Below are 18,118 nucleotides of genomic sequence, written 5' to 3'. Positions count from 1 at the left end.
GGCCCAAGGGCAGTGCCCGTGGTGCGGGCGGCGGCCGTGGGCGCCGGGGTGCGGCTCCGGCTCCGGGTGGCTCGGGGCGTGAGCGCGGGGCTGGGCAGCGTGAGGGCGGGCGTGGGGCAACGCGGGGCGGTGGCGTCCCGGGGAGCGGCCGGCTCGAGTACGAGCGCAGGACTGGCCGCTACGACGGCGAGCGCGCGCCCGGTCGGCAGGCTGACAACCGCGGTACCGGTCGCAACGACAGCGAGCGCGTAACGGGTCGCCAAGACGGCGAGCGCGCGCCCGGTCGGCAGGCTGACAACCGCGGTACCGGTCGCAACGACAGCGAGCGCGTAACGGGTCGCCAAGACGGTGAGCGAGTGACGGGTCGTCAAGACGGTGAGCGAGTGACGGGTCGTCAAGACGGCGAGCGTGTGACGGGTCGTCAAGACGGCGAGCGTGTGACGGGTCGTCAAGACGGCGAGCGTGTGACGGGTCGGCAGGACAGCGAGCGTGTGACGGGTCGGCAGGACAGCGAGCGCGGGTCGAGTCGCCACGACGGCGGGCGCGAGGTCGGCCGCCACGACAGCGAGCGCGGGACGGGTCGGCAGGACAGCGAGCCCGCGGCTGTGCAGGTCGGGGCTGTGGAGGCTGACGGTCGGGGGCTCGGGGCTGATCAGGATCCGGAGCGGCCTGGGTCGGTGGAGGGCCGGGAACGGTCTGGGTCCGGTGGGGCGGCGGACGCGCGTACATCTCAGGGGCGGAGGGTGCACCGGCATAAGGAAGCCGCCGTGGCGGCGACCGACGATGGGGTTTATCGTGCCGGATTTGTGTGCTTTGTCGGGCGGCCGAACGCCGGGAAATCGACGCTGACCAACGCGATCATCGGGCAGAAGATCGCCATCACGTCGAGCAAGCCGCAGACGACACGGCATGTCATCCGGGGCGTTCTGCACCGGGACAACGCGCAGCTCGTGCTCGTTGACACGCCGGGGCTGCACCGGCCGCGGACGCTGCTCGGGGAGCGGCTCAATGATCTGGTGCGGGAGGCCTGGAGCGAGGTCGACGTGATCGGCGTGTGCTTCCCGGCCGACGAGCCGGTCGGCGCCGGCGACCGGTTCATCTCGGCCGAGTTGCAGGAGCTCAAGGCGACCATCGTCGCGGTGGTGACCAAGGTCGATCTGGTTGGTCCGGAGAAGCTGGCCAAGCATCTGCTGGCGGTCAGCGAGCTCTACGACTTCGCCGACATCGTGCCGGTCAGCGCGGTCTCCGGGCATCAGGTGCAGAACCTGGTCGACGTGATCATCAAGCATCTGCCGGAGTCGCCGCAGCTTTATCCGGACGACGTGCTGACCGACGAACCGGAGCAGGTGCTGATCGCCGAGCTGATCCGGGAGGCGGCGCTCGAGGGCGTGCGGGACGAGCTGCCCCACTCGATCGCCGTGCTGGTCGAGGAGATGCAGGTCGAGGGCAACCTGACCAAGATCTACGCGGACGTCTACGTCGAGCGGGACAGCCAGAAGTCGATCGTGATCGGTTCTCGCGGGGCGCGGCTCAAGGAGGTCGGGTCGAAGGCCCGGGCCGAGATCGAGCAGCTGATCGGCACCAAGGTCTATCTCGATCTGCATGTGCGGGTCGCCAAGGAGTGGCAGCGCGACCCGCGGCAGCTGCGGAAACTCGGCTTTTAGCGGGCTCGCACGAGCAGTGGCTGCGCGACCTCGCCGATCTTGCCGGCCTGGTCGTACAGGCGGCCGCTCGCCATGCCCAGGCCGTCGTCGGTGAGCTCGGTGGCGGCGGCCAGGTGCACCCACTCGCCGTCGGCCGGGCGCATCAGCGTGGTCGTCATGGTCGGCGGGATGGACAGCCACTTGTCCATCGGCAGCACCGCGGACAGGCCGTTCGCCGAGTCGGCCACGATCAGCGCCCGGTCCTGGCAGTTGATCTCGACGCCGTCGATCAGCGGCATCCGCACCCGGGTCCAGACGTGCGCGTCGCCGGGCTTGTTGAGGTCGTCGCGGCTCGACCGCCACTCGATGGCGTGGCCGTAACCCCAGTCGCCGAACTCGGGGGCGAACTCCTGCTCCTGTTCGGGCAGCGGGTCGGCTTCGGACACCGGTGTCTCGGCCGGCGGGCGGGGGCCGGGCGCGATGTGCCAGGCCCGGGCGACCACCGCGACCCGGCCGTCGATCACCATGCGGGCCTCGTTGAGGAAGGTGAGCCGGCCCGGCTTGACCTGCGAGACCTCGACCCGCAGCTCGCGGCGGGGGATCGGGCCGAGGAAGTCGACCGAGATCCGGGCCAGCCGCAGGCCCTGGACGTGCAGCTGGTGGCCGAGCAGCGCGGCGGGCGGGCCGCCGTGCTGCATCGCCGAGTCCCACGGGCTCTCGGTCGCCTTGGTCGGCTGGAACCGGTCGTCGCCTCGCGGTAGATAGAAGCTCATGCCCCGATCATGCCGTGGTGCCGATGTTTATGTCCCCGCTGGAGGCCTTGACGTCGAGCACATTCTTGGACGTCGGGTCGCTGGTCAGGCCGGTGATCGAGGTGTCGCCGCCGGCGTGGCCGCGGTTGACGACGTTGTAGCTGCCCTGCGGCACCGAGATGTCGACGTCGCCGCTCGTCACGTCGGCGGTGATCGAGTTCGGGGTGGCCAGGTGCACCTGGACGTCGCCCGAGGTGGCCCGCACGGTGACCGCGCCCTGCGGGTCGATCGCCCGGATGTCGCCCGACGTGGCGACCGCGGTTACCGTGCCGTGCGACCGCAGCACATCGATGTCGCCCGAGGTCGCCCGCACCTTGACCGGGCCGGCCGCGTCGGTGACCATCACGTCGCCGGAGCTGACCTGGACGTCGGTGTCGGCCACCCCGGCCAGCTGGATGTCGCCGGAGTCGATGTTGCCGCGCACCTTGACGCCGGGGGGCGTCTGAATCTCGTACGACACCGAGCAGTTGAGCCCGCACGAGGTGTCGATGCTCAGGGTCGAACCGGACAGCTGGTAGGACTCGCCCGGGTTGGTCGTCCGGCGGATGATCCGGCGGATCGTGGTCTGGTCGACCGTCCCCGTGGTGATCTTCACGTCGCCGGAGCCCCCGGAGAGGACGATGTCGGTGATCTTGGCCTTCTCGGAGTCGTCGTAGGTCATCTTCGCCCCGAGCACCCCGGCACACCCGGACAGGGTGGCCGCCGTGGCGGCGATCAGGACGAGGACTCCGGCGCGACGGGCGAGTGGCGTGGTCATGGTGTCGACGCTATTTGCCCGTACGGGGAGAGCACCATCGGTCCTGTCACTGAGGGACCCCGGAGATGACCCTGAGATCCGAGTAAGGGTTTGTCGTATCCGCCAGGCAGAATGGGTGGGTGCCGACCGGAAGCGGATACCGCCGCCAGCTCTACCGCGATGACGCGGTGGTGCTGCGCGTGCAGAAGCTCGGCGAGAGCGACCGCATCATCACGCTGCTCACCCGGCGGAACGGCCGGCTGCGCGCGGTGGCCCGGGGGGTGCGGCGCACGACGTCCCGGTTCGGCGCCCGGCTGGAGCCGTTCGGCCACATCGACCTGCAACTGGCCGGCTCGCCCGAGGGGGTGGGCAGCGCGCTGCACTCGGTGAGCCAGGTCGAGGCGGTCGCGCTCTACGGCAAGCAGGTCCTCGACGACTACCCGCGCTACACGGCGGCCTGCGCGATCGCCGAGACCGCCGAGCGGCTCACCCCGATCGAGCGCGAGCCGTCGCTGCGGCTGTTCCAGCTCACCCTGGGCGCGCTCAAGGCGCTCGCCGCCCGCGAGCACGCGGGCAGCCTGGTGCTCGACGCCTACCTGCTGCGCGGCATGTCGGTGGCCGGCTGGGCGCCCGCGCTCAGCGAGTGCGCGGTCTGCGGCACCGGGGGGCAGCACGCCGCCTTCTCGGTGCCGGCCGGCGGCGCGGTCTGCCCCGACTGCCGGCCGCCCGGCGCCGCCCACCCCAGCCCGGCCACGCTGGGCCTGATGACCGCACTGACCGTCGGCGACTGGACGGTCGCCGACTCGGCCGACCAGCCGGTGCGCCGCGAGTGCAGCGGCCTGGTCGCCGCCCACCTGCAATGGCACATGGAGCGCGCGTTGCGTTCGCTGCCCCTCGTTGATCGACGGGAGTCTTCTTGACCAGGCCACCTACCCCGCACATCTCCGGCGCGACGCCGCCCGAGCTGCCCAAGGAACTGCTGCCCAAGCACATCGCGATCGTGATGGACGGCAACGGGCGCTGGGCCAAGGAGCGCGGGCTGTCACGCACCAAGGGGCATGAGCAGGGCGAACACTCGCTGTTCGACACCATTGAGGGCGCCATCGAGCTCGGCGTGCCCTATCTCTCGGCGTACGCGTTCTCGACCGAGAACTGGCGGCGCTCGCCCGATGAGGTGCGCTTCCTGATGGGCTTCAACCGCGACGTCATCCGGCGGCGCCGTGACCAGCTGGTCGACCTCGGCGTACGCGTGGTCTGGTCGGGCCGGGCCGGGCGGCTGTGGAAGAGCGTGATCTCCGAGCTGCAGACGGCCGAGGAGATGTCGAAGAAAAACTCCAAGCTGACCCTGCAGTTCTGCGTCAACTACGGCGGGCAGGCCGAGATCGCCGACGCGGCGGCGCGCATCGCCCAGGATGTGGCGGCCGGCAAGCTCAAGGCCGACAAGGTCAACGAGAAGACGATCCAGCGCTACCTCTACCACCCCGAGGTGCCTGAGGTCGATCTCTTCCTGCGGCCGTCGGGCGAGCAGCGCACCTCCAACTTCATGCTCTGGCAGTCGGCGTACGCCGAGATGGTCTTCCTCGACACGCTCTGGCCCGACTTCGACCGCCGCCACCTGTGGTACGCGTGTGAGCTTTACGCGAGCCGTGACCGCCGTTTCGGGGGCGCCGTGCCCAACCCGGTGTCGGTCAATCCCTGAGAATGCGCACCGCCGCGTCGACGTCGGCGAGGTCGGGCAGGACGGCGTGCGCCCCGGCCAGCACTAGTTGCGCCATGCTCGTGCTGCCGGTGGCGACGCCGACCGCCAGGGCGTCGTTGGCGAGGGCGGCGGTGATGTCGTGCACGGTGTCGCCGATGACGACCGGGTGGAATGCTTCGCCGTACTTGGCCTCGGCCCGCTCGAGGCTGCGGCGGACCAGGGTGGCGCGCACGCTGTCGTCGGTGCCGTAGCCGCCGATCTCGGTGTCGAAGGCGGCGGCCAGGTCGAAGGCGGCCACCTTGGCCTCGGCGACCTCGGGCACGTTGCCGGTGACCAGGGTCTGGACGACGTCGGGGTCGGCGCGCAGGCGCGCCAGCACATCCCGTACGCCCGGCATGAGTGAGCCTTGCTCGCCGAATTCGTGCCGGCAGGCCCGGACCTTCTCGACGTAGCGGACGAAGAACCGTTCCGGCGTGCAGTCGGTGACGCCGTGGGTGGCGAAGACCTCGATGCAGATGTCCATGTCGGTGCGCCCGCCGAAGATCGGGTTGCCCCGCCAGGCGACGCCGGTGAGCTCGGTGAACGCCGCCTGCCAGGCCCGAGCGGCGACCCCGCCGCCGCGCAGCAGTGTGTAGTCGATGTCCCACATGACCAGGCGTCTCACTCCTGCAACGCCCGTTCGATGTGCTCCACCTTGGAGGTCAGGGCGCCGGTGACGCCGGGCCGGACGTCGGCCTTGAGGCTCACGCTGACCCGGGGGGCGTGCGGGGCGACCGCGTCGACCGCCTGCTTGACGACCGCCATCACCTCATCCCACTCGCCCTCGATCGTGGTGAACATCGCGTCGGTCCGGTTCGGCAGGCCGGACGCCCGCACCACCCGGACCGCCTCGGCCACCAGGTCACCCACTGAATCACCGACGCCGAGCGGCGTCACCGAGAATGCAACCAGCATCGATCCATCGTCCCATCAGATTGCCGTGAGAGCGCTCTCACAGCATCATGCCAGTCGCCCGCCGGTCTGCACCTTGGTAAAAGGCGGAAACCCGGAATGGCCGGGTCGTTCGACGGCGGCCGCCTCCGGACCGGCTCGAGTGGGCGCCCGCGTGCCTGATTGTCGATTACCAAGATTTCGATCAGGCTGATTTCGCGTCGAATCCACATTGAACGAGGAGTGCGAAATGGGTCAGCCCTCGGCCGATCGGCAAGGCGAAACATATTCGGCGCCGCAAGCGCAGTGGGGTGCGCAGTACGGCGCTGTCCAACCGTATTCCGGCCAGCCATTTCCGGCGCCGGCGTATTCTCCGCCGGCCCCGGTGCCAACCGGCCGGACGGTGTCGGCCGGGGGCCGGTTCGGGGCATTCCTGCTTGACCTTCTGCTGTGCATGGTCACGCTCGGCATCGGTTACCTGGTCTGGGCCCTGATCACCTGGGCGGACGGGCAGACCCCGGCCAAACGGCTGCTCGGGCACGTGGTTGTCGACGCGACCACCGGCGTGCCGTTCGACTGGGGACGGATGGCGCTGCGCCAGTTCGTCATCCAGGGTCTGCTCGGCGGACTGCTCAGCCCGCTCACGCTCGGCATCTATTTCTGGGTCGATTCGCTCATGATTTTCGGCGAGGGGCAGCGCACGCTTCACGACCGGATGGCCAATTCCGTTGTCCGCTTCGTCTGACGGTTCGTCGAAAGCGATGGCCAAGGATTCGGCGGTGGCCGGGACGGCGTCCACCTGGATGCAGGTGGTATTCGGCGGCCTCGGCCTCAGCGTGGCCATCGTCGGTGCGGTCATCGCCTATTTCGCGTGGGTGCAGCCGCACTCGTCGAATGACGACAATCCCCCGCCGGGGCCGGCCGGTACCACGGCCGCCCGCACAACCGGGCCGCCCGCTTCCCAACGGGTGGCGCTCGCGAGCCTGACGGCCTCCACCGGCGGCGGCAACTTCCGGCCCGACGGATCCGGCCTCGACATGGCGTGCGCGAGCGGGCAGTCCATCGACCGGCAGCGCTCGGTCGAGTACGACCTGCTCGGCCACTACGCGGCCCTCGGTGCGGACCTGACCGTCTCGAAGGCCCGCGACGGTGACACCGCTCTGCAGGTCGCGGTCTTCGCCGACGACCGCGGCGTCGGCACGTACACCTTGAAGAAGGACGGCACCACGCGCCGGCTCGACGTGCCCCTGGCCGGCGTCGGCCGCCTGCGTATTCAACTGACCTGCCAATTCCCGGACGGCGAGGTCCGGTTCGGCGACCCGTTACTGACACATGCCTAGGTGGTTGCGGTGACCCATCAGCAGAATCCCCTCCCGCCCGGCGCGCCGGGCGTACCCAAGTCACGGAAGAACAGTGGTCTTCTGCTGGGCGTGACCCTGGTCGTCGCGGTTCTCGGGCTGGTCGTCGGGGTTGCCGGAGTGGCGCTCGCGTCGATGGCCCTCGGGCGCAGCGACCGCGCGGTGAGCCTGGCCGGATCGGTGCACAGCGCGCCGCCGCCCCCGGCTCCGACCGGTTTGGACCCGACCGGCCCGGCCCCGACCAGCGCCGCCCCGAGCAAACCGACGACCGGTAGCACCGGCGGGGCCGATCCGTCCGCGACACCGACCGAGATCGATCCGAGCGCGCAGTTCTCGGTCGCCTATCAGGGGCAACACCTGCGGATCCGCTCGGTGGGCTGCGGATACTCCAACTCCACCAATGTGGATCTGGACGAGCCGCGCATCCTCGGCACCCAGGACAAGGGAGCGGAGTTCGGCTACAACAACTGTGATCCGGGTCAGGTGGAGTCGGCTTTGCCGTTCGCTCAAGTCTCGGGACCGACCGCGACGCCGGCCGATTGCCTGGAGACGATCCGCACCGACCCGGGGCGCTCCCCGATCGCCCCGGCCGCGAAGATGACGCTCTGCTTCCTGACCTCGCAGGAAGCGGCCGCGGATCAGGGCATCAGCCAGAAGTTGGTCTTCGTCACGGTCGACTCCGTTACGGTCGACAACAGGATCGGAGTGCTCAACGTGACGGCGAAGGCCTGGACGGTCCCGAACTAGAGGGCTTTCGAAATCATCCCGACGCTACATAACTTAACAGCGATCCGGCCAAATCGGAATCGGGTGCCTGGGGGAGTGCGCCGGGCGCGGCCCGCTACTAGCTTGGCGCGGGTGATTAACGAGGGGATCACTGCCGCGGCCGCCGGGACCTGGAAGCTCGGCGGCCAGACCATCCATCGCATGGGCTTCGGCTCGATGCGGCTCACCGTCAACCCCGACCCGGCCGTCGCCGTCCGGGTCCTGCGGCGGGCCGTCGAGCTCGGAGTCGATCACATCGACACCGCCGCCTTCTACCGTTCGCCGGGCGGCATCCTGGCCGGTCACGCCGGTGATCAGGCACGCTATGCGACCGAGCTGATCCGTGCGGCGCTCTGGCCGTACCCGAAGGGTTTGCTGATCGCGACCAAAGTCGGACCGGGAGTGAGCCCGACCGGCGAATGGGAATCGGCGGTGACGCCGGCGCAGCTGCGCCGGCAGGTGGAGGAAAATCTGCGCCGGCTCCAGGTCGACCGGCTCGACCTGGTCAATCTGCGCATCGTGAAAAGGCCGGGACACGACTCGGTCGCCGAGCGGTTCGCCGCGCTCGCCGCCATGCGCGACGAAGGGCTGATCCGGCATCTCGGACTGTCCAACGTGCGGCTCGACCACGTGCTCGAGGCCACCGCGATCGCGCCGGTCGTCTGCGTGCAGAACAGCTACGCGATCGACATCCGCCGCGACGACGACCTGGTGCAGGCGTGCGCCGACCGCGGCATCGCGTTCGTGCCGTTCTTCGCGATCGCCGGCCCCGGCCGGGAGGACGGTGCGGGCGAAAACCACGACGAGGCGGTGCGGAAGGTGGCGGCCGATCATGGGGTCACCCCCCATCAGGTACGCCTGGCCTGGACGCTCCACCAGGGACGCAACGTCCTCGCGATCCCGGGCACGGGCAGCGTGGAGCACCTTCAGGACAACATCGCCGCCGGAGCGCTCCGGCTCGGCCGGGCCGACCTGGCCCGCCTATCCCCGCAGCAGTGAGGCGAGCTCGCCGGCCAGCCGGGTCGCCGCCTCGATCTCGGCCTTGCGGATCGAGACGCTCTCCACGTGGAAGCCGTGCGGAAGCTCCAGCCTCTCGCAGAACGACTGCAGGTCGCGGGCGATGCGCAGGCACTCCCGGTAGGAGTCGGCCAGCGGGTCGGCGGAGTGGCGCAACTCGTTCTCCAGCCAGCCCGGCACGTCGACGCCGAGCCACTGGAGGAACTCGAGCGTCCTGGGTGACCCGCACAGCGACAACGTGAAGACGATCGGCCGGGGGGCCACGCCGCGCTCCTGGCAGGCGTAGAAGTAGTCGGAGGCCAGGTTCTTCGTCTCGTTGAGGTCGTAGATGACCTGGGAGATGAAGAACGAGCAGCCGCGCTCCTGCTTGGCCAGCATGCGCAGGTGCTCGTCGCCGCTGCGGGCGTGCCGCTCGCCGATCACGACGGCGCCGAGGGGCAGGTCGGGCCGCACCTCGTCGCGCAGGGCCTGGGCCCGGCGCAGATCGGTGCGGACCGGCTTGCCGCCCGAGGAGGCGCCGACGAAGACGCTGAGCACGCGGGAGGTGTCGGTCTCGTCGAGCCAGGCCCGCAGGTCATCCTCGGCGTACTTGCCGACGCAGCGGTAGAGCACCACCGGGCGGTCCCACCCGCCGAGGTAGTCGGTGTGGAACGCGGCCGGATCCATGGTCGGCAGGTAGGGGAACGGGCGTTCCTCCGGGTTGCGGTCGGACTCGTCGTCGATGTCGTACAGGATCAGGCCGTCGAGGTCGAGCGGGGCCAACCGGCCGAGAGTCACCTCGGCGATCTCCTTGACCCGGTCGGGGGTCGCACTGCGGCGCGGTGGCGTGATGCCGAACAGCAGCATCCCGCCCTGGGCATCGGCGAGCATCTTTTGCAGCGGGGGGCGTTCCACGGCCACACCCTACGGTGAGGGGGCGGAGATCTCAGGTCGAGTTCTCCTTTGCCGGGAACGAAGGAGCCGCCCGGTCAAGGATAAAAGGCGAGGTCAGGGCGGTGCACAAGATCAGCAGAGCTCAGATCAACGGTTCCTGTCATACCCGGAAGGTTGAATCTCCGGCATGGTGGTCAGCCGATGATCGGGCGGAACAGGCCGAGGACGACCGTGGTCGTGAGGGCGGCCGCGGCCAGGATCACCGCGCCGATCAGCAGGGCGCTGTCGGCGGCGGTGAAGCGCTGGCGCCGGGCGAACGTGCGCGGGGCGCCCGAGTCGAAGCCGCGGGCGTCCATCGCGACGGCGAGGCGGGTGCCGCGGCGCAGCGCGCCGACCAGCAGGGCGAAGGCGGTCGAGACGAAGAGTCTCAGCCGGGCGAGCGGGTTGCGTCCGGCGTCGACGCCGCGGGCCCGGCGGGCCAGCGTGAGCATCTGCCACTCGTCGCCCAGCAGGGGGAGCAGGCGGAAGGCGGCCAGCGCGCCGATGGCGAAGCGGGCCGGGGCCCTGGCGTTCTGCACCAGGGCGTCGGCCAGGTCGGTCGGGTCGGTGGTCGCGAAGACGATCACGCCGGGCAGGGCGACGGCAAAGATGCGCAGAATCAGGCCGAGGGTGTCGACCAGCACGCCGGTGGTGACGTCGAAGGGGCCGAGGCCGAGCAGCAGGCGGCCGCTGCGGTCGGCCGAGAACAGCACCATCGTCACCAGAATGCCCGCCGCGGCCAGGGTCAACGGCCAGGCCCGGCGCAGCAGGGCGCCGTAGCGCAGGCCGAAGAACGGCAGGATTGCCAGTTCGACCAGCAGGCCGAGCGTGGGCGTCAGCGGGTCGAGCGTGGCGATCAGCGGCAGCGAGAAGAGCAGCGCGGCGCCCAGCTTGGCGACCGGGTTGCGGCGCGCCAGCGGCGCCGCCGGGTCGGCGATCTGCTGCACGACGAAACTCACGGCCGCGCCTTTCCGGCGCCGGCCACAGACGTACGCGCGGACGGCGCCCGACGCGGCTCGGACGTACGCGCGGAGGCCGCCTGATGCGGCTCGGACGTACGCGCGGAGGCCGCCCGATGCGGCTCGGACGTACGCGCGGACGGCGCCTGATGCGGCTCGGACGTACGCGCGGAGGCCGCCCGATGCGGCTCGGACCTACGCGCGGACGCCGCGCGACATGGCCCGGACGCTTGTGGGCCCGGTCCTCGACGCGGCCTCGACGCGCTCGTCGGCCTGCGCGGTGTGGATGGCGCGATCCGGGGCGCGGACGGCGCTGTCATGGGCGTCGCCGGCGGGGGAGTGGGAGGGGGTCGGGTTCGGGTGTGAGGGCCAGGGAGTGGGTGCGGTCGGCGAGGGCGGTGACGAAGGCGTCGTCGTGGGTTACCGCGACCACGGCGTGGCCCTCGTCGCGGAGGCCGGCCAGCAGGGTGACCAGCTCGGTCCAGGTGCGGCGGTCCTGGCCGAAGGTCGGCTCGTCGAGAATCAGCAGGCGCGGGGCGGTGGCCAGCGCCGTCGCGACGCTCAGGCGGCGGGCCTCGCCGCCCGAGAGGGTGTACGGGTTGGCGGCGGCCAGGCGGGTCAGGCGCAGGCGGTCGAGCAGCGCGTCGACGACGGCTTTGACCTCGGCGTCCGAGCGGCCCAGCCGGCGCGGGCCCAGCGCCAGCTCGTCGGAGACGCGTGTCGTGACGAACTGGTGTTCCGGGTTCTGGAAGACCGAGCCGATGCGGCCGGCCAGCATCGTCGCCCGCCACCGGTGCGGGGGCCGCGGGTCGTCGAAAGCGACGACCCTGCCCGAGGACGGGGCCAGCAGGCCGCCCAGGGCGAGGGCCAGCGTCGACTTGCCGGCGCCGTTCGGGCCGGTCACCGCCAGGACCTCTCCCGCGCAGGCCGACAGCGACACCGGCGTCAGCCGTTGTGCGACTGTGAGGTGCTCCGCGCGTACGAGGGAAGCGCCCGCCGCCGCGGCGGCCTTGACCGGCGGGAAAGTGAAACCCGGGACCCAGACGCCCGCCTCGGCCAACTGGTCGCCGTAGGCGGCGAAGACCACCTCGGGTGCGCCGTCGGCGCGCACCCCGCCGCCCGGCTCGAGCGCCACCACCCGGTCGACCAGCGGGAGGGCCTCGGCGACCCGGTGCTCGACGATGATCAGGGTGGCGTCGGAGACACCGGACCGGACGATCGCCTCCCGCACCAGCGAGGCGCCCGCCGGGTCGAGGTTGGCTGTCGGCTCGTCGAGCAGCACCAGCCCGGGACGCATCGCCAGGACCCCGGCCAGCGCCAGGCGCTGCGCCTCGCCGCCGGAAAGCGCGGCGGTCGGGCGGGTGATCGGGTAGGGGAAGCCGACCCGGTCGAGGGCGTCGCTGACCCGGGGCCAGATGTCGGCCTCCCGCACCCCCCGGTTTTCCAGTCCGAACGCGACGTCGTCGCCGCTGCGGGCCATCACCAGCTGGGTCTGCGGGTCCTGGAACAGGATGCCGACGCGTTCCCGGGCCTTGCGCGGGTCGAGGCCGTCGACCTCGACCGTCCCCTCCGATTCGCCGGAGTCGTCGGGCAGCAGGCCGGCCAGCGCGGCGAGCAGGGTGCTCTTGCCGGCCCCGGAGGGCCCGAGCAGCAGCACCCGCTCGCCGTGCGCGATCTGCAGGTCGACGTCGCGGATCGCCCAGGCGCGGCGGCCGGCATGCCGCCACCCGAACCCGCGAAGCACGACCTCACTCATGGTTTGAACAGGCCCGGTTCAGACCAGCGCCCGTTCCCGGCCCGCGGCGAAGCGGTCCAGGACCCCGGTCTGTGCGAGCGCCTTGACCAGGAGGGCACTGCCCAGGCCGGCGATCACCAGCGAGGACGCCGCGGTGATCAGGATGTACGGGATCCGCATGCTCGCCCACGAAGTGCCCGGGTACCAGACGAACACGTCGTAGATCGAGGCGACGAGCCCGGCCAGTGCGCCCGAGAGCAGCGCCACCGGGAGCCGCCACACCTTGTAGAGGAACAGTGCGAAGGCCAGTTCGCCGCCGAGCGCTTCCAGCGGGCCCTGTACGACCAGGGTCCAGCCCCAGCTGGTGCCGATCGCGACCGACACCAGCGCGGCCAGGGTCAGGGTGTAGAACGCCGCGCCCGGCTTGCGGACGATCAGCGCGCCGAGTACGGCCGGGACGAGCCACATGCCGTAGATGACGGCCCGTCCGGGCAGGGGGATGGCGTCGGCCGGGCCGTTCCAGAGAAAGTTCCAGGCCCAGAAGATGACGCCGAACGCGACCGCGATGATGGATGCGATCACGATGTCGATGGTTCGCCAACGGTTGTTCATAATTTGCCTCCCAGCGGGTACCGGGAGAAGACGCACGCTCGATCAAGACCGAACTTCCTGCGCTGGCATTACCCAGATCAGGTTCGAGGGTCTGCGGGCCTGGTCGGCTCGCACTCTCAGCGCTGTGCGCTCCCCTGTCGGATTGCTAGTTTCGATGACGCTAACACCGGTTGACGGGTTGTGACAGCGAGGGAGTGATCACATGCGGGTGGCGACGACGCGCCGGGAGATCAAGGCGCGCGGGCTGACCTTCGACGTCTTCGAGGGTGGACCCGCCGACGGGCAGCCGATCCTGCTGCTGCACGGCTTCCCGCAGGACCACCGCGAGTTCGACCTGATCCTGCCCCGGCTGCACGCGGCCGGCCTGCGCACGTACGCCCTCGATCAGCGCGGCTATTCGCCCGGCGCGCGCCCGGCGGCGGTCGCCGACTACCGCCTGGCCGAGCCGACCGCGGATGCGGTCGCCGTGATCGAGGCCCTCGGCCTCGAGTCGGCCCACGTGGTCGGCCACGACTGGGGTGCGCAGGTGGCGTGGCTGGTGGCCGGTCAGCACCCGGAGCGGGTGCGCTCGCTGACCGCGATCTCGGTGCCGCACCCGCGTGCGCTCGGCCTCGCCCTCCGGGTACGCCCGACCCAGCGCGCCCGCTTCGTCTATCAGGCCTTTTTCCGTTCGCCAGGCTCCGAGCGGGCGCTGCTGGCCGGCAACGGTGCCCTGCTCAAGAGCATGATGCGCGCGATCGGCGAGCGGGCGGCGCTCTACGCCGACGCGATGCGTGAGCCGGGCCGGCTGACCGGCGGCCTGAACTGGTACCGCGCGCTCAGCCCCAAAGCCCTGCGGAGCATGGGCGTGGTCACCGTGCCGACGACGTACATCTGGAGCGACCGCGACCCGGTCTTCCGGATCACCGCCGCGCTCCGGACCGCCGACTGGGTGCAGGCCGACTATCAGCTCGTCGCGATGCGCGACATCGGTCACTGGGTGCCCGAGGAGGCGCCGAAGGCGACCGCCGAGGCGATCATCCGGCGCGTAACTCAGGCTTGAGCCCCAGCCGCCGCAGCTCCAGGGCGGCCAGCGCGTCGACCGCCTCCGGGTCGCCGTTGCGCCAGCTCTGCGCGATGTCCGGGCCGAGCTTGGCCAGCTGGTTGAGCGGCTGGCCGGCCAGCGCGCGCAGGGCGAGCAGGTCACGCCCGGCCGGGGCGTCACGCACACTCTTCGCCACCCCGGCCCGGCGGATCCAGCGGAGGCGCCGCGGCAGCCAGAGGAACAGCACCAGGGCCAGCGGCACCGCGACCGCGGCAAGCGCCATGATGACCGACATCTTGCCGACGACGGCCTGCTGCTCGCGGCCGGCGTCGGCCAGTGACCGGGCCGCGCCGGCCGCGCCGGTGAACGGCTTGACCAGCTGGTCGCCGACCAGCGGCACCCGGCCGACCTTGCCGCCGGCGTCGTTGAGGTTGTCGGCCATGCCGGTGCCGGCGCTCTGCAGCTTCTCGCCCGGCACGCCGAGCTTCTGCACCATGTCGTGGACCCAGAGGCCGGCGCGGATCCAGAGGTAGACCCAGATCACCACCACGAGGTCGGTGATCAGCTGACGGGTGGCGGTGGGGACTCGGTCGGCGTAGAGCTTCACCGCATCAGATTCCCACGTGGACGATGTCAGCGCTTCCCGGCGCAGTCCGGGCAGGTTCCGAAGATCTCCATGGTGTGGGAGACGTCGGCGAAACCGTGCTGGGCGGCGACCCGATCGGCCCATGACTCGACCGCCGGGCCCTCCACCTCGACCGCGTTGCCGCAGGCCCGGCACACCAGGTGGTGATGGTGGCCCTGGCTGCAGCGGCGGTAGAGGTGCTCGCCGCCGGGCGGGCGCATCACGTCGATCTCGCCCGCGTCGGCCAGGCCCTGCAGGGTGCGGTAGACGGTGGTCAATCCGACCCGCTCGCCGCGTTCGCGGAGCTTGGCGTGCAGCTCCTGAGCGCTGTTGAACCCCTCGGCGTCGGCCAGGGCGGCGCTCACGGCACTGCGCTGTTTGGTGTTGCGTTCCCCGCTCATTGGCGTACTACCTCCCTGGCATGGCTGACCGCGTCGGCGACGATGTGGGCGACGTGGTCGTCCACCAGCGAGTATGCGATTTCCCGTCCACGGCGTGCACCCCGCACCACCCCGGCGCCGCGCAGCACCCGCAGATGCTGCGACACCAGGGGCTGGGGTGCGCCCAGCTTCTCGACCAGCTCGTGTACGCAGCGTTCGCCGAGACCCAGCTCGGCGACGATCGCGACCCGGATCGGTGCCGACAGGGCGCGCAGCAGCTCGCCGGCCGACTCGTACGCCTCGTAACCCGTCGTCGTCATCGCTCAGACCTTCTGCAGGACCACATCGGGCGGTTCCACTTCGTGCGCCGGGGTGCCGCGCCGCCGCAGCACCCGCCAGGTCGCCGTGCCGACCGAGATCGCCACGAAGACGGCCAGGGCCAGGATCACGGTGGTCGCCCCGGGCGCGGTGTCGATCTCGGCGGACACCACCACGCCGGAACCAGCCGCCCCGACGCCGATCACCATCGCCGCCGCCATGGTGGTGCGGAAACCGCGGGTGACCTGCTGCGCGGCGGCCACCGGCACCACCATGAGGGCGGAGACCAGCAGCAGACCTACGGTCCGCATCGCGATGGTCACGGTCACCGCGGCGGTCACAGCCATCAGCAGATTGAGCGTACGCACGGGGAGGCCGCTCACTCTCGCGTACTCCTCGTCGTTGCAGACCGCGAACAGCGCCGGCCGGAAGGCCAGCATCGCGGCCAGCACCAGCACCCCGAGAACGCCGATGACCACGATGTCCTGCGGCGACGTGGTGACCAGCGAACCGAAGAGATATTGCATCAGGTTGGCGTTGCTGGAGTCGTTGGAGAGCCCGACCAGCACGACGCCGCCCGCGATGCCGCCGTAGAAGAGCAGCGCCAGCGCGAGGTCGCCCGAGGTGCGGCCGCGCTGCCGGATCAGCTCGACGCCGACCGCCCCGATCACCGAGACGATCACCGCCGCGATCACCGGGGAGCGGTGCAGCAGCAGGCCGACGCCGACGCCGGTGAGCGCCACGTGGCCGATGCCGTCGCCGATCAGCGAGAGCCGGCGCTGCACCAGATAGACGCCGAGCGAGGGCGCGGCCAGCCCGATGATCAGCGCACCGGTCAGGGCCCGCAGCATGAAGTCGTACTCGAACAGGTCCATCAGTTGGCCGGCATCCGGTCGGTGGGCGCCCACTCGCAGATGCCGGCCTTGACCGCGTCGGCGTGCGGGTGCACATGGTCGTGGCCGGGCGCGGCGTGGTGGCCGACCGGCTCGGGGACGGGTCCCTCGTATGCGATGCGCCCGTCGTGCACCACGACCGCGCGGCCGATCAACGGCTGGAGCGGGCCCAGCTCGTGGGCGACCAGCAGGATCGTGCCGCCGCTCTCCCCGAACCGGCCCAGCGCGGCCGCGAACGCCTCCTGGCTGGACGCGTCGACCCCGGCCGTCGGCTCGTCGAGCACCAGCAGGTCGGGCCGGCCGGCCAGGGCGCGCGCGATGAGTGTGCGCTGCTGCTGCCCGCCGGAGAGTGTGGAGACGGGGTCGTTGATGCGATCGAGCAGGCCGACATCGGTCAGGGCGTCGCGTACGGCTGCCTTGTCCGCCGCCGCCGGCGGCCGGAAGATGCCCCTGCGGGCCAATCGGCCGGAGGCCACGACCTCGCCGACGGTGGCCGGTACGCCTCCGCCGGCGCCGAGGCGTTGCGGCACGTAACCAACCCGGGCCCACTGCTTGAACCGCCGCAGGCCGGTGCCGAACAACTCGACGTCGCCGCGGCCGATCGGCACCAGACCGAGCACCGTGCGGATCAGGGTGGACTTGCCGGAGCCGTTGGCCCCGAGGATCGCGACCACCTCGCCGGCGTCCACCCGCAGGGTGACGTCGTGCAGAACCTCCCGGCCCTCGTAGCCGACGGCGAGATGGCTGACGTTGACGACGCTCATGAACACCCCAGGGCGGTACGCAGTGTTGCCAGGTTGTTGCGCATGACGGAGAAGTAGTCGGCTTTTTTGTCCGTGAGGCCTTCGAGCGGATCGAGTACGGCGGTGCGGGCGCCCACCTCGCGGGCGACCGTCTCGGCGACCTTGGGGCTGACCAGGGTCTCGAAGAAGATCGTGGTGGTGCCGGTGGCCTTCGCCTGTGCGGCGATCCGGCCCATCCGGCCCGGGGACGGCTCGGCCTCGGGGGAGATGCCGGTGATGCCGATCTGGGTGAGGCCGTAGCGGGTGGCCAGGTAGTTGAACGCGCTGTGGCTGGTGACGATCTCGTGCCGGGTGCATTGGCGCAGGCCGTTCGCCATCTCGGTGTTGAGCGCGTCGAGTTCGGCGTGCACCTGGGCGGCCCGGGCCGTGTAGCCGGCGGCGTGGGCCGGGTCGGCCCGGGCGAAGCGGGCGCCGAGCCGGTCGGCGATGGTCGCGAACCGCACCGGGTCGAGCCAGACGTGCGGGTCCATGCCGCCGCCGGCGGTCTCGGGGTGGTCGGCGCCCGGTTCGGGCTTGCCGTCGGTGCCGTCGGCCAGCGGGAGCAACGGCACCACCTGGGCGGCGTCGAACGCCCGGCCCTTCGCCTCCTGGGCGACCGCGTCGTCGACCGCGGGCTGGAAGCCGCGCAGGTAGGCCACCACGCGGGCGTCGGCGATGGTGCCGACCTGGCGCGGGTTGAGCTCGACGTCGTGCGGCTCGGCGCCCGGTTTGGTGAGGTCGGTGACGTGCACCTCGGGGCCGCCGATGCGCTCGCTGAGGAACTCGAGCGGGTAGAAGGCGGTGACGACGTCGAACGTCGACGATGCCTCGGCCCGCACGCCGCAGCCGGCCAGGGCCAGGACGGCCAGGGCGGCGGCGAGCAGACGGAACGGCATATCACTACTGTTGCCGATAATG

The 18,118-nt window shown here is 71.1% G+C and carries 22 protein-coding genes and 1 riboswitch; of the genes, 8 read left to right on the top strand and 14 right to left on the bottom strand.

Annotated features, from left to right (window positions below):
- Positions 1-767 precede the first annotated feature (767 nt).
- On the top strand, positions 768-1,664 hold the full coding sequence (era, locus tag ACIA5C_RS29765; RefSeq protein WP_396060435.1) for a GTPase Era: 897 nt from the start codon (positions 768-770) through the stop codon (positions 1,662-1,664).
- On the opposite strand, the gene ACIA5C_RS29760 is transcribed toward era, so the two are convergent.
- Both ACIA5C_RS29760 and ACIA5C_RS29755 read right to left on the bottom strand, forming a co-directional pair.
- The gene (locus ACIA5C_RS29760) at positions 1,661-2,416 is read right to left on the bottom strand and encodes a thioesterase family protein (protein WP_396060432.1); all 756 of its coding nucleotides are present in this window, start codon (positions 2,414-2,416) and stop codon (positions 1,661-1,663) included. The genes era and ACIA5C_RS29760 overlap by 4 nt on opposite strands.
- 7 nt (positions 2,417-2,423) lie before the next feature.
- Entirely contained in the window at positions 2,424-3,212 is a 789-nt protein-coding gene (locus ACIA5C_RS29755; protein ID WP_396060429.1) for a DUF4097 family beta strand repeat-containing protein, read from the bottom strand.
- A gap of 119 nt (positions 3,213-3,331) precedes the next feature.
- On the opposite strand from ACIA5C_RS29755, the gene recO reads away from it, so the two are divergent.
- Both recO and ACIA5C_RS29745 read left to right on the top strand, forming a co-directional pair.
- A complete protein-coding gene (recO, locus tag ACIA5C_RS29750; RefSeq protein ID WP_396060427.1) occupies positions 3,332-4,111 on the top strand; it encodes a DNA repair protein RecO in 780 nt (259 codons plus the stop codon).
- On the top strand, positions 4,108-4,890 hold the full coding sequence (locus ACIA5C_RS29745; RefSeq protein ID WP_396060424.1) for an isoprenyl transferase: 783 nt from the start codon (positions 4,108-4,110) through the stop codon (positions 4,888-4,890). Before recO ends, ACIA5C_RS29745 begins: the two co-directional genes overlap by 4 nt.
- Here the strand turns inward: ACIA5C_RS29745 and ACIA5C_RS29740 are convergent.
- Together ACIA5C_RS29740 and ACIA5C_RS29735 are read right to left on the bottom strand one after the other, a co-directional pair.
- Positions 4,880-5,554 carry an HAD family hydrolase gene (locus ACIA5C_RS29740; RefSeq protein WP_396060420.1) on the bottom strand — a complete coding sequence of 225 codons (675 nt, stop codon included), beginning with the start codon at positions 5,552-5,554 and terminating at the stop codon, positions 4,880-4,882. The genes ACIA5C_RS29745 and ACIA5C_RS29740 overlap by 11 nt on opposite strands.
- On the bottom strand, positions 5,551-5,844 hold the full coding sequence (locus ACIA5C_RS29735) for an MTH1187 family thiamine-binding protein (RefSeq protein WP_396060417.1): 294 nt from the start codon (positions 5,842-5,844) through the stop codon (positions 5,551-5,553). Before ACIA5C_RS29735 ends, ACIA5C_RS29740 begins: the two co-directional genes overlap by 4 nt.
- A gap of 361 nt (positions 5,845-6,205) precedes the next feature.
- Here ACIA5C_RS29735 and ACIA5C_RS29730 point away from each other — a divergent pair, with 361 nt between their 5' ends.
- From ACIA5C_RS29730 to ACIA5C_RS29715, 4 genes are all read left to right on the top strand, one after another.
- Positions 6,206-6,565, top strand: a complete 360-nt coding sequence (locus tag ACIA5C_RS29730) for an RDD family protein (protein ID WP_396060414.1) — start codon at positions 6,206-6,208, stop codon at positions 6,563-6,565.
- 16 nt (positions 6,566-6,581) lie between these two features.
- Positions 6,582-7,160, top strand: a complete 579-nt coding sequence (locus tag ACIA5C_RS29725) for a hypothetical protein (RefSeq protein ID WP_396060412.1) — start codon at positions 6,582-6,584, stop codon at positions 7,158-7,160.
- Between the two features lie 9 nt (positions 7,161-7,169).
- Positions 7,170-7,925 carry a hypothetical protein gene (locus ACIA5C_RS29720; protein WP_396060408.1) on the top strand — a complete coding sequence of 252 codons (756 nt, stop codon included), beginning with the start codon at positions 7,170-7,172 and terminating at the stop codon, positions 7,923-7,925.
- A gap of 111 nt (positions 7,926-8,036) precedes the next feature.
- Positions 8,037-8,942, top strand: coding sequence for an aldo/keto reductase (locus ACIA5C_RS29715; RefSeq protein WP_396060405.1), 906 nt, complete (start codon positions 8,037-8,039; stop codon positions 8,940-8,942).
- Here ACIA5C_RS29715 and ACIA5C_RS29710 read toward each other — a convergent pair.
- The 4 genes from ACIA5C_RS29710 to ACIA5C_RS29695 all read right to left on the bottom strand — a co-directional run bounded on the left by ACIA5C_RS29710 (position 8,925) and on the right by ACIA5C_RS29695 (position 13,178).
- On the bottom strand, positions 8,925-9,854 hold the full coding sequence (locus ACIA5C_RS29710; protein WP_396060402.1) for a methylenetetrahydrofolate reductase: 930 nt from the start codon (positions 9,852-9,854) through the stop codon (positions 8,925-8,927). The two genes, ACIA5C_RS29715 and ACIA5C_RS29710, sit on opposite strands and share 18 nt — an antisense overlap.
- 173 nt (positions 9,855-10,027) lie before the next feature.
- Positions 10,028-10,831: an energy-coupling factor transporter transmembrane component T family protein gene (locus ACIA5C_RS29705; RefSeq protein ID WP_396060399.1), complete on the bottom strand. Its 804-nt coding sequence runs from the start codon at positions 10,829-10,831 to the stop codon at positions 10,028-10,030.
- 316 nt (positions 10,832-11,147) lie between these two features.
- Positions 11,148-12,587 (bottom strand): ABC transporter ATP-binding protein, encoded by a 1,440-nt coding sequence (locus tag ACIA5C_RS29700; protein WP_396060397.1) that lies wholly within the window; start codon positions 12,585-12,587, stop codon positions 11,148-11,150.
- An 18-nt stretch (positions 12,588-12,605) separates the two neighbouring features.
- Positions 12,606-13,178 carry an ECF transporter S component gene (locus ACIA5C_RS29695; protein ID WP_396060394.1) on the bottom strand — a complete coding sequence of 191 codons (573 nt, stop codon included), beginning with the start codon at positions 13,176-13,178 and terminating at the stop codon, positions 12,606-12,608.
- A gap of 36 nt (positions 13,179-13,214) precedes the next feature.
- Positions 13,215-13,324, bottom strand: a riboswitch (TPP riboswitch).
- A gap of 56 nt (positions 13,325-13,380) precedes the next feature.
- Here ACIA5C_RS29695 and ACIA5C_RS29690 point away from each other — a divergent pair.
- Positions 13,381-14,220, top strand: a complete 840-nt coding sequence (locus ACIA5C_RS29690; RefSeq protein WP_396060391.1) for an alpha/beta fold hydrolase — start codon at positions 13,381-13,383, stop codon at positions 14,218-14,220.
- On the opposite strand, the gene ACIA5C_RS29685 is transcribed toward ACIA5C_RS29690, so the two are convergent.
- Genes ACIA5C_RS29685 through ACIA5C_RS29660 form a run of 6 tightly spaced genes read right to left on the bottom strand, consistent with a single transcriptional unit; the run spans position 14,195 to position 18,096 of the window.
- A complete protein-coding gene (locus tag ACIA5C_RS29685; protein ID WP_396060388.1) occupies positions 14,195-14,809 on the bottom strand; it encodes a hypothetical protein in 615 nt (204 codons plus the stop codon). The genes ACIA5C_RS29690 and ACIA5C_RS29685 overlap by 26 nt on opposite strands.
- A 26-nt stretch (positions 14,810-14,835) precedes the next feature.
- Positions 14,836-15,228, bottom strand: a complete 393-nt coding sequence (locus tag ACIA5C_RS29680; protein WP_396060386.1) for a Fur family transcriptional regulator — start codon at positions 15,226-15,228, stop codon at positions 14,836-14,838.
- Positions 15,225-15,527: an ArsR/SmtB family transcription factor gene (locus tag ACIA5C_RS29675; RefSeq protein WP_396060384.1), complete on the bottom strand. Its 303-nt coding sequence runs from the start codon at positions 15,525-15,527 to the stop codon at positions 15,225-15,227. The genes ACIA5C_RS29680 and ACIA5C_RS29675 overlap by 4 nt, the downstream gene beginning before the upstream one ends.
- A 3-nt stretch (positions 15,528-15,530) precedes the next feature.
- On the bottom strand, positions 15,531-16,400 hold the full coding sequence (locus tag ACIA5C_RS29670) for a metal ABC transporter permease (RefSeq protein WP_396060381.1): 870 nt from the start codon (positions 16,398-16,400) through the stop codon (positions 15,531-15,533).
- A complete protein-coding gene (locus tag ACIA5C_RS29665; protein ID WP_396060378.1) occupies positions 16,400-17,182 on the bottom strand; it encodes a metal ABC transporter ATP-binding protein in 783 nt (260 codons plus the stop codon). Before ACIA5C_RS29665 ends, ACIA5C_RS29670 begins: the two co-directional genes overlap by 1 nt.
- Positions 17,179-18,096, bottom strand: coding sequence for a metal ABC transporter substrate-binding protein (locus ACIA5C_RS29660; protein ID WP_396060375.1), 918 nt, complete (start codon positions 18,094-18,096; stop codon positions 17,179-17,181). The genes ACIA5C_RS29665 and ACIA5C_RS29660 overlap by 4 nt, the downstream gene beginning before the upstream one ends.
- Positions 18,097-18,118: the final 22 nt, after the last annotated feature.

The sequence above is a fragment of the Actinoplanes sp. NPDC051343 genome, assembly GCF_044455125.1.
Lineage (GTDB): Bacteria > Actinomycetota > Actinomycetes > Mycobacteriales > Micromonosporaceae > Actinoplanes.
Note: the sequence above shows the minus strand (reverse complement) of the source record. Positions and strands in the feature narration are given on the sequence as shown.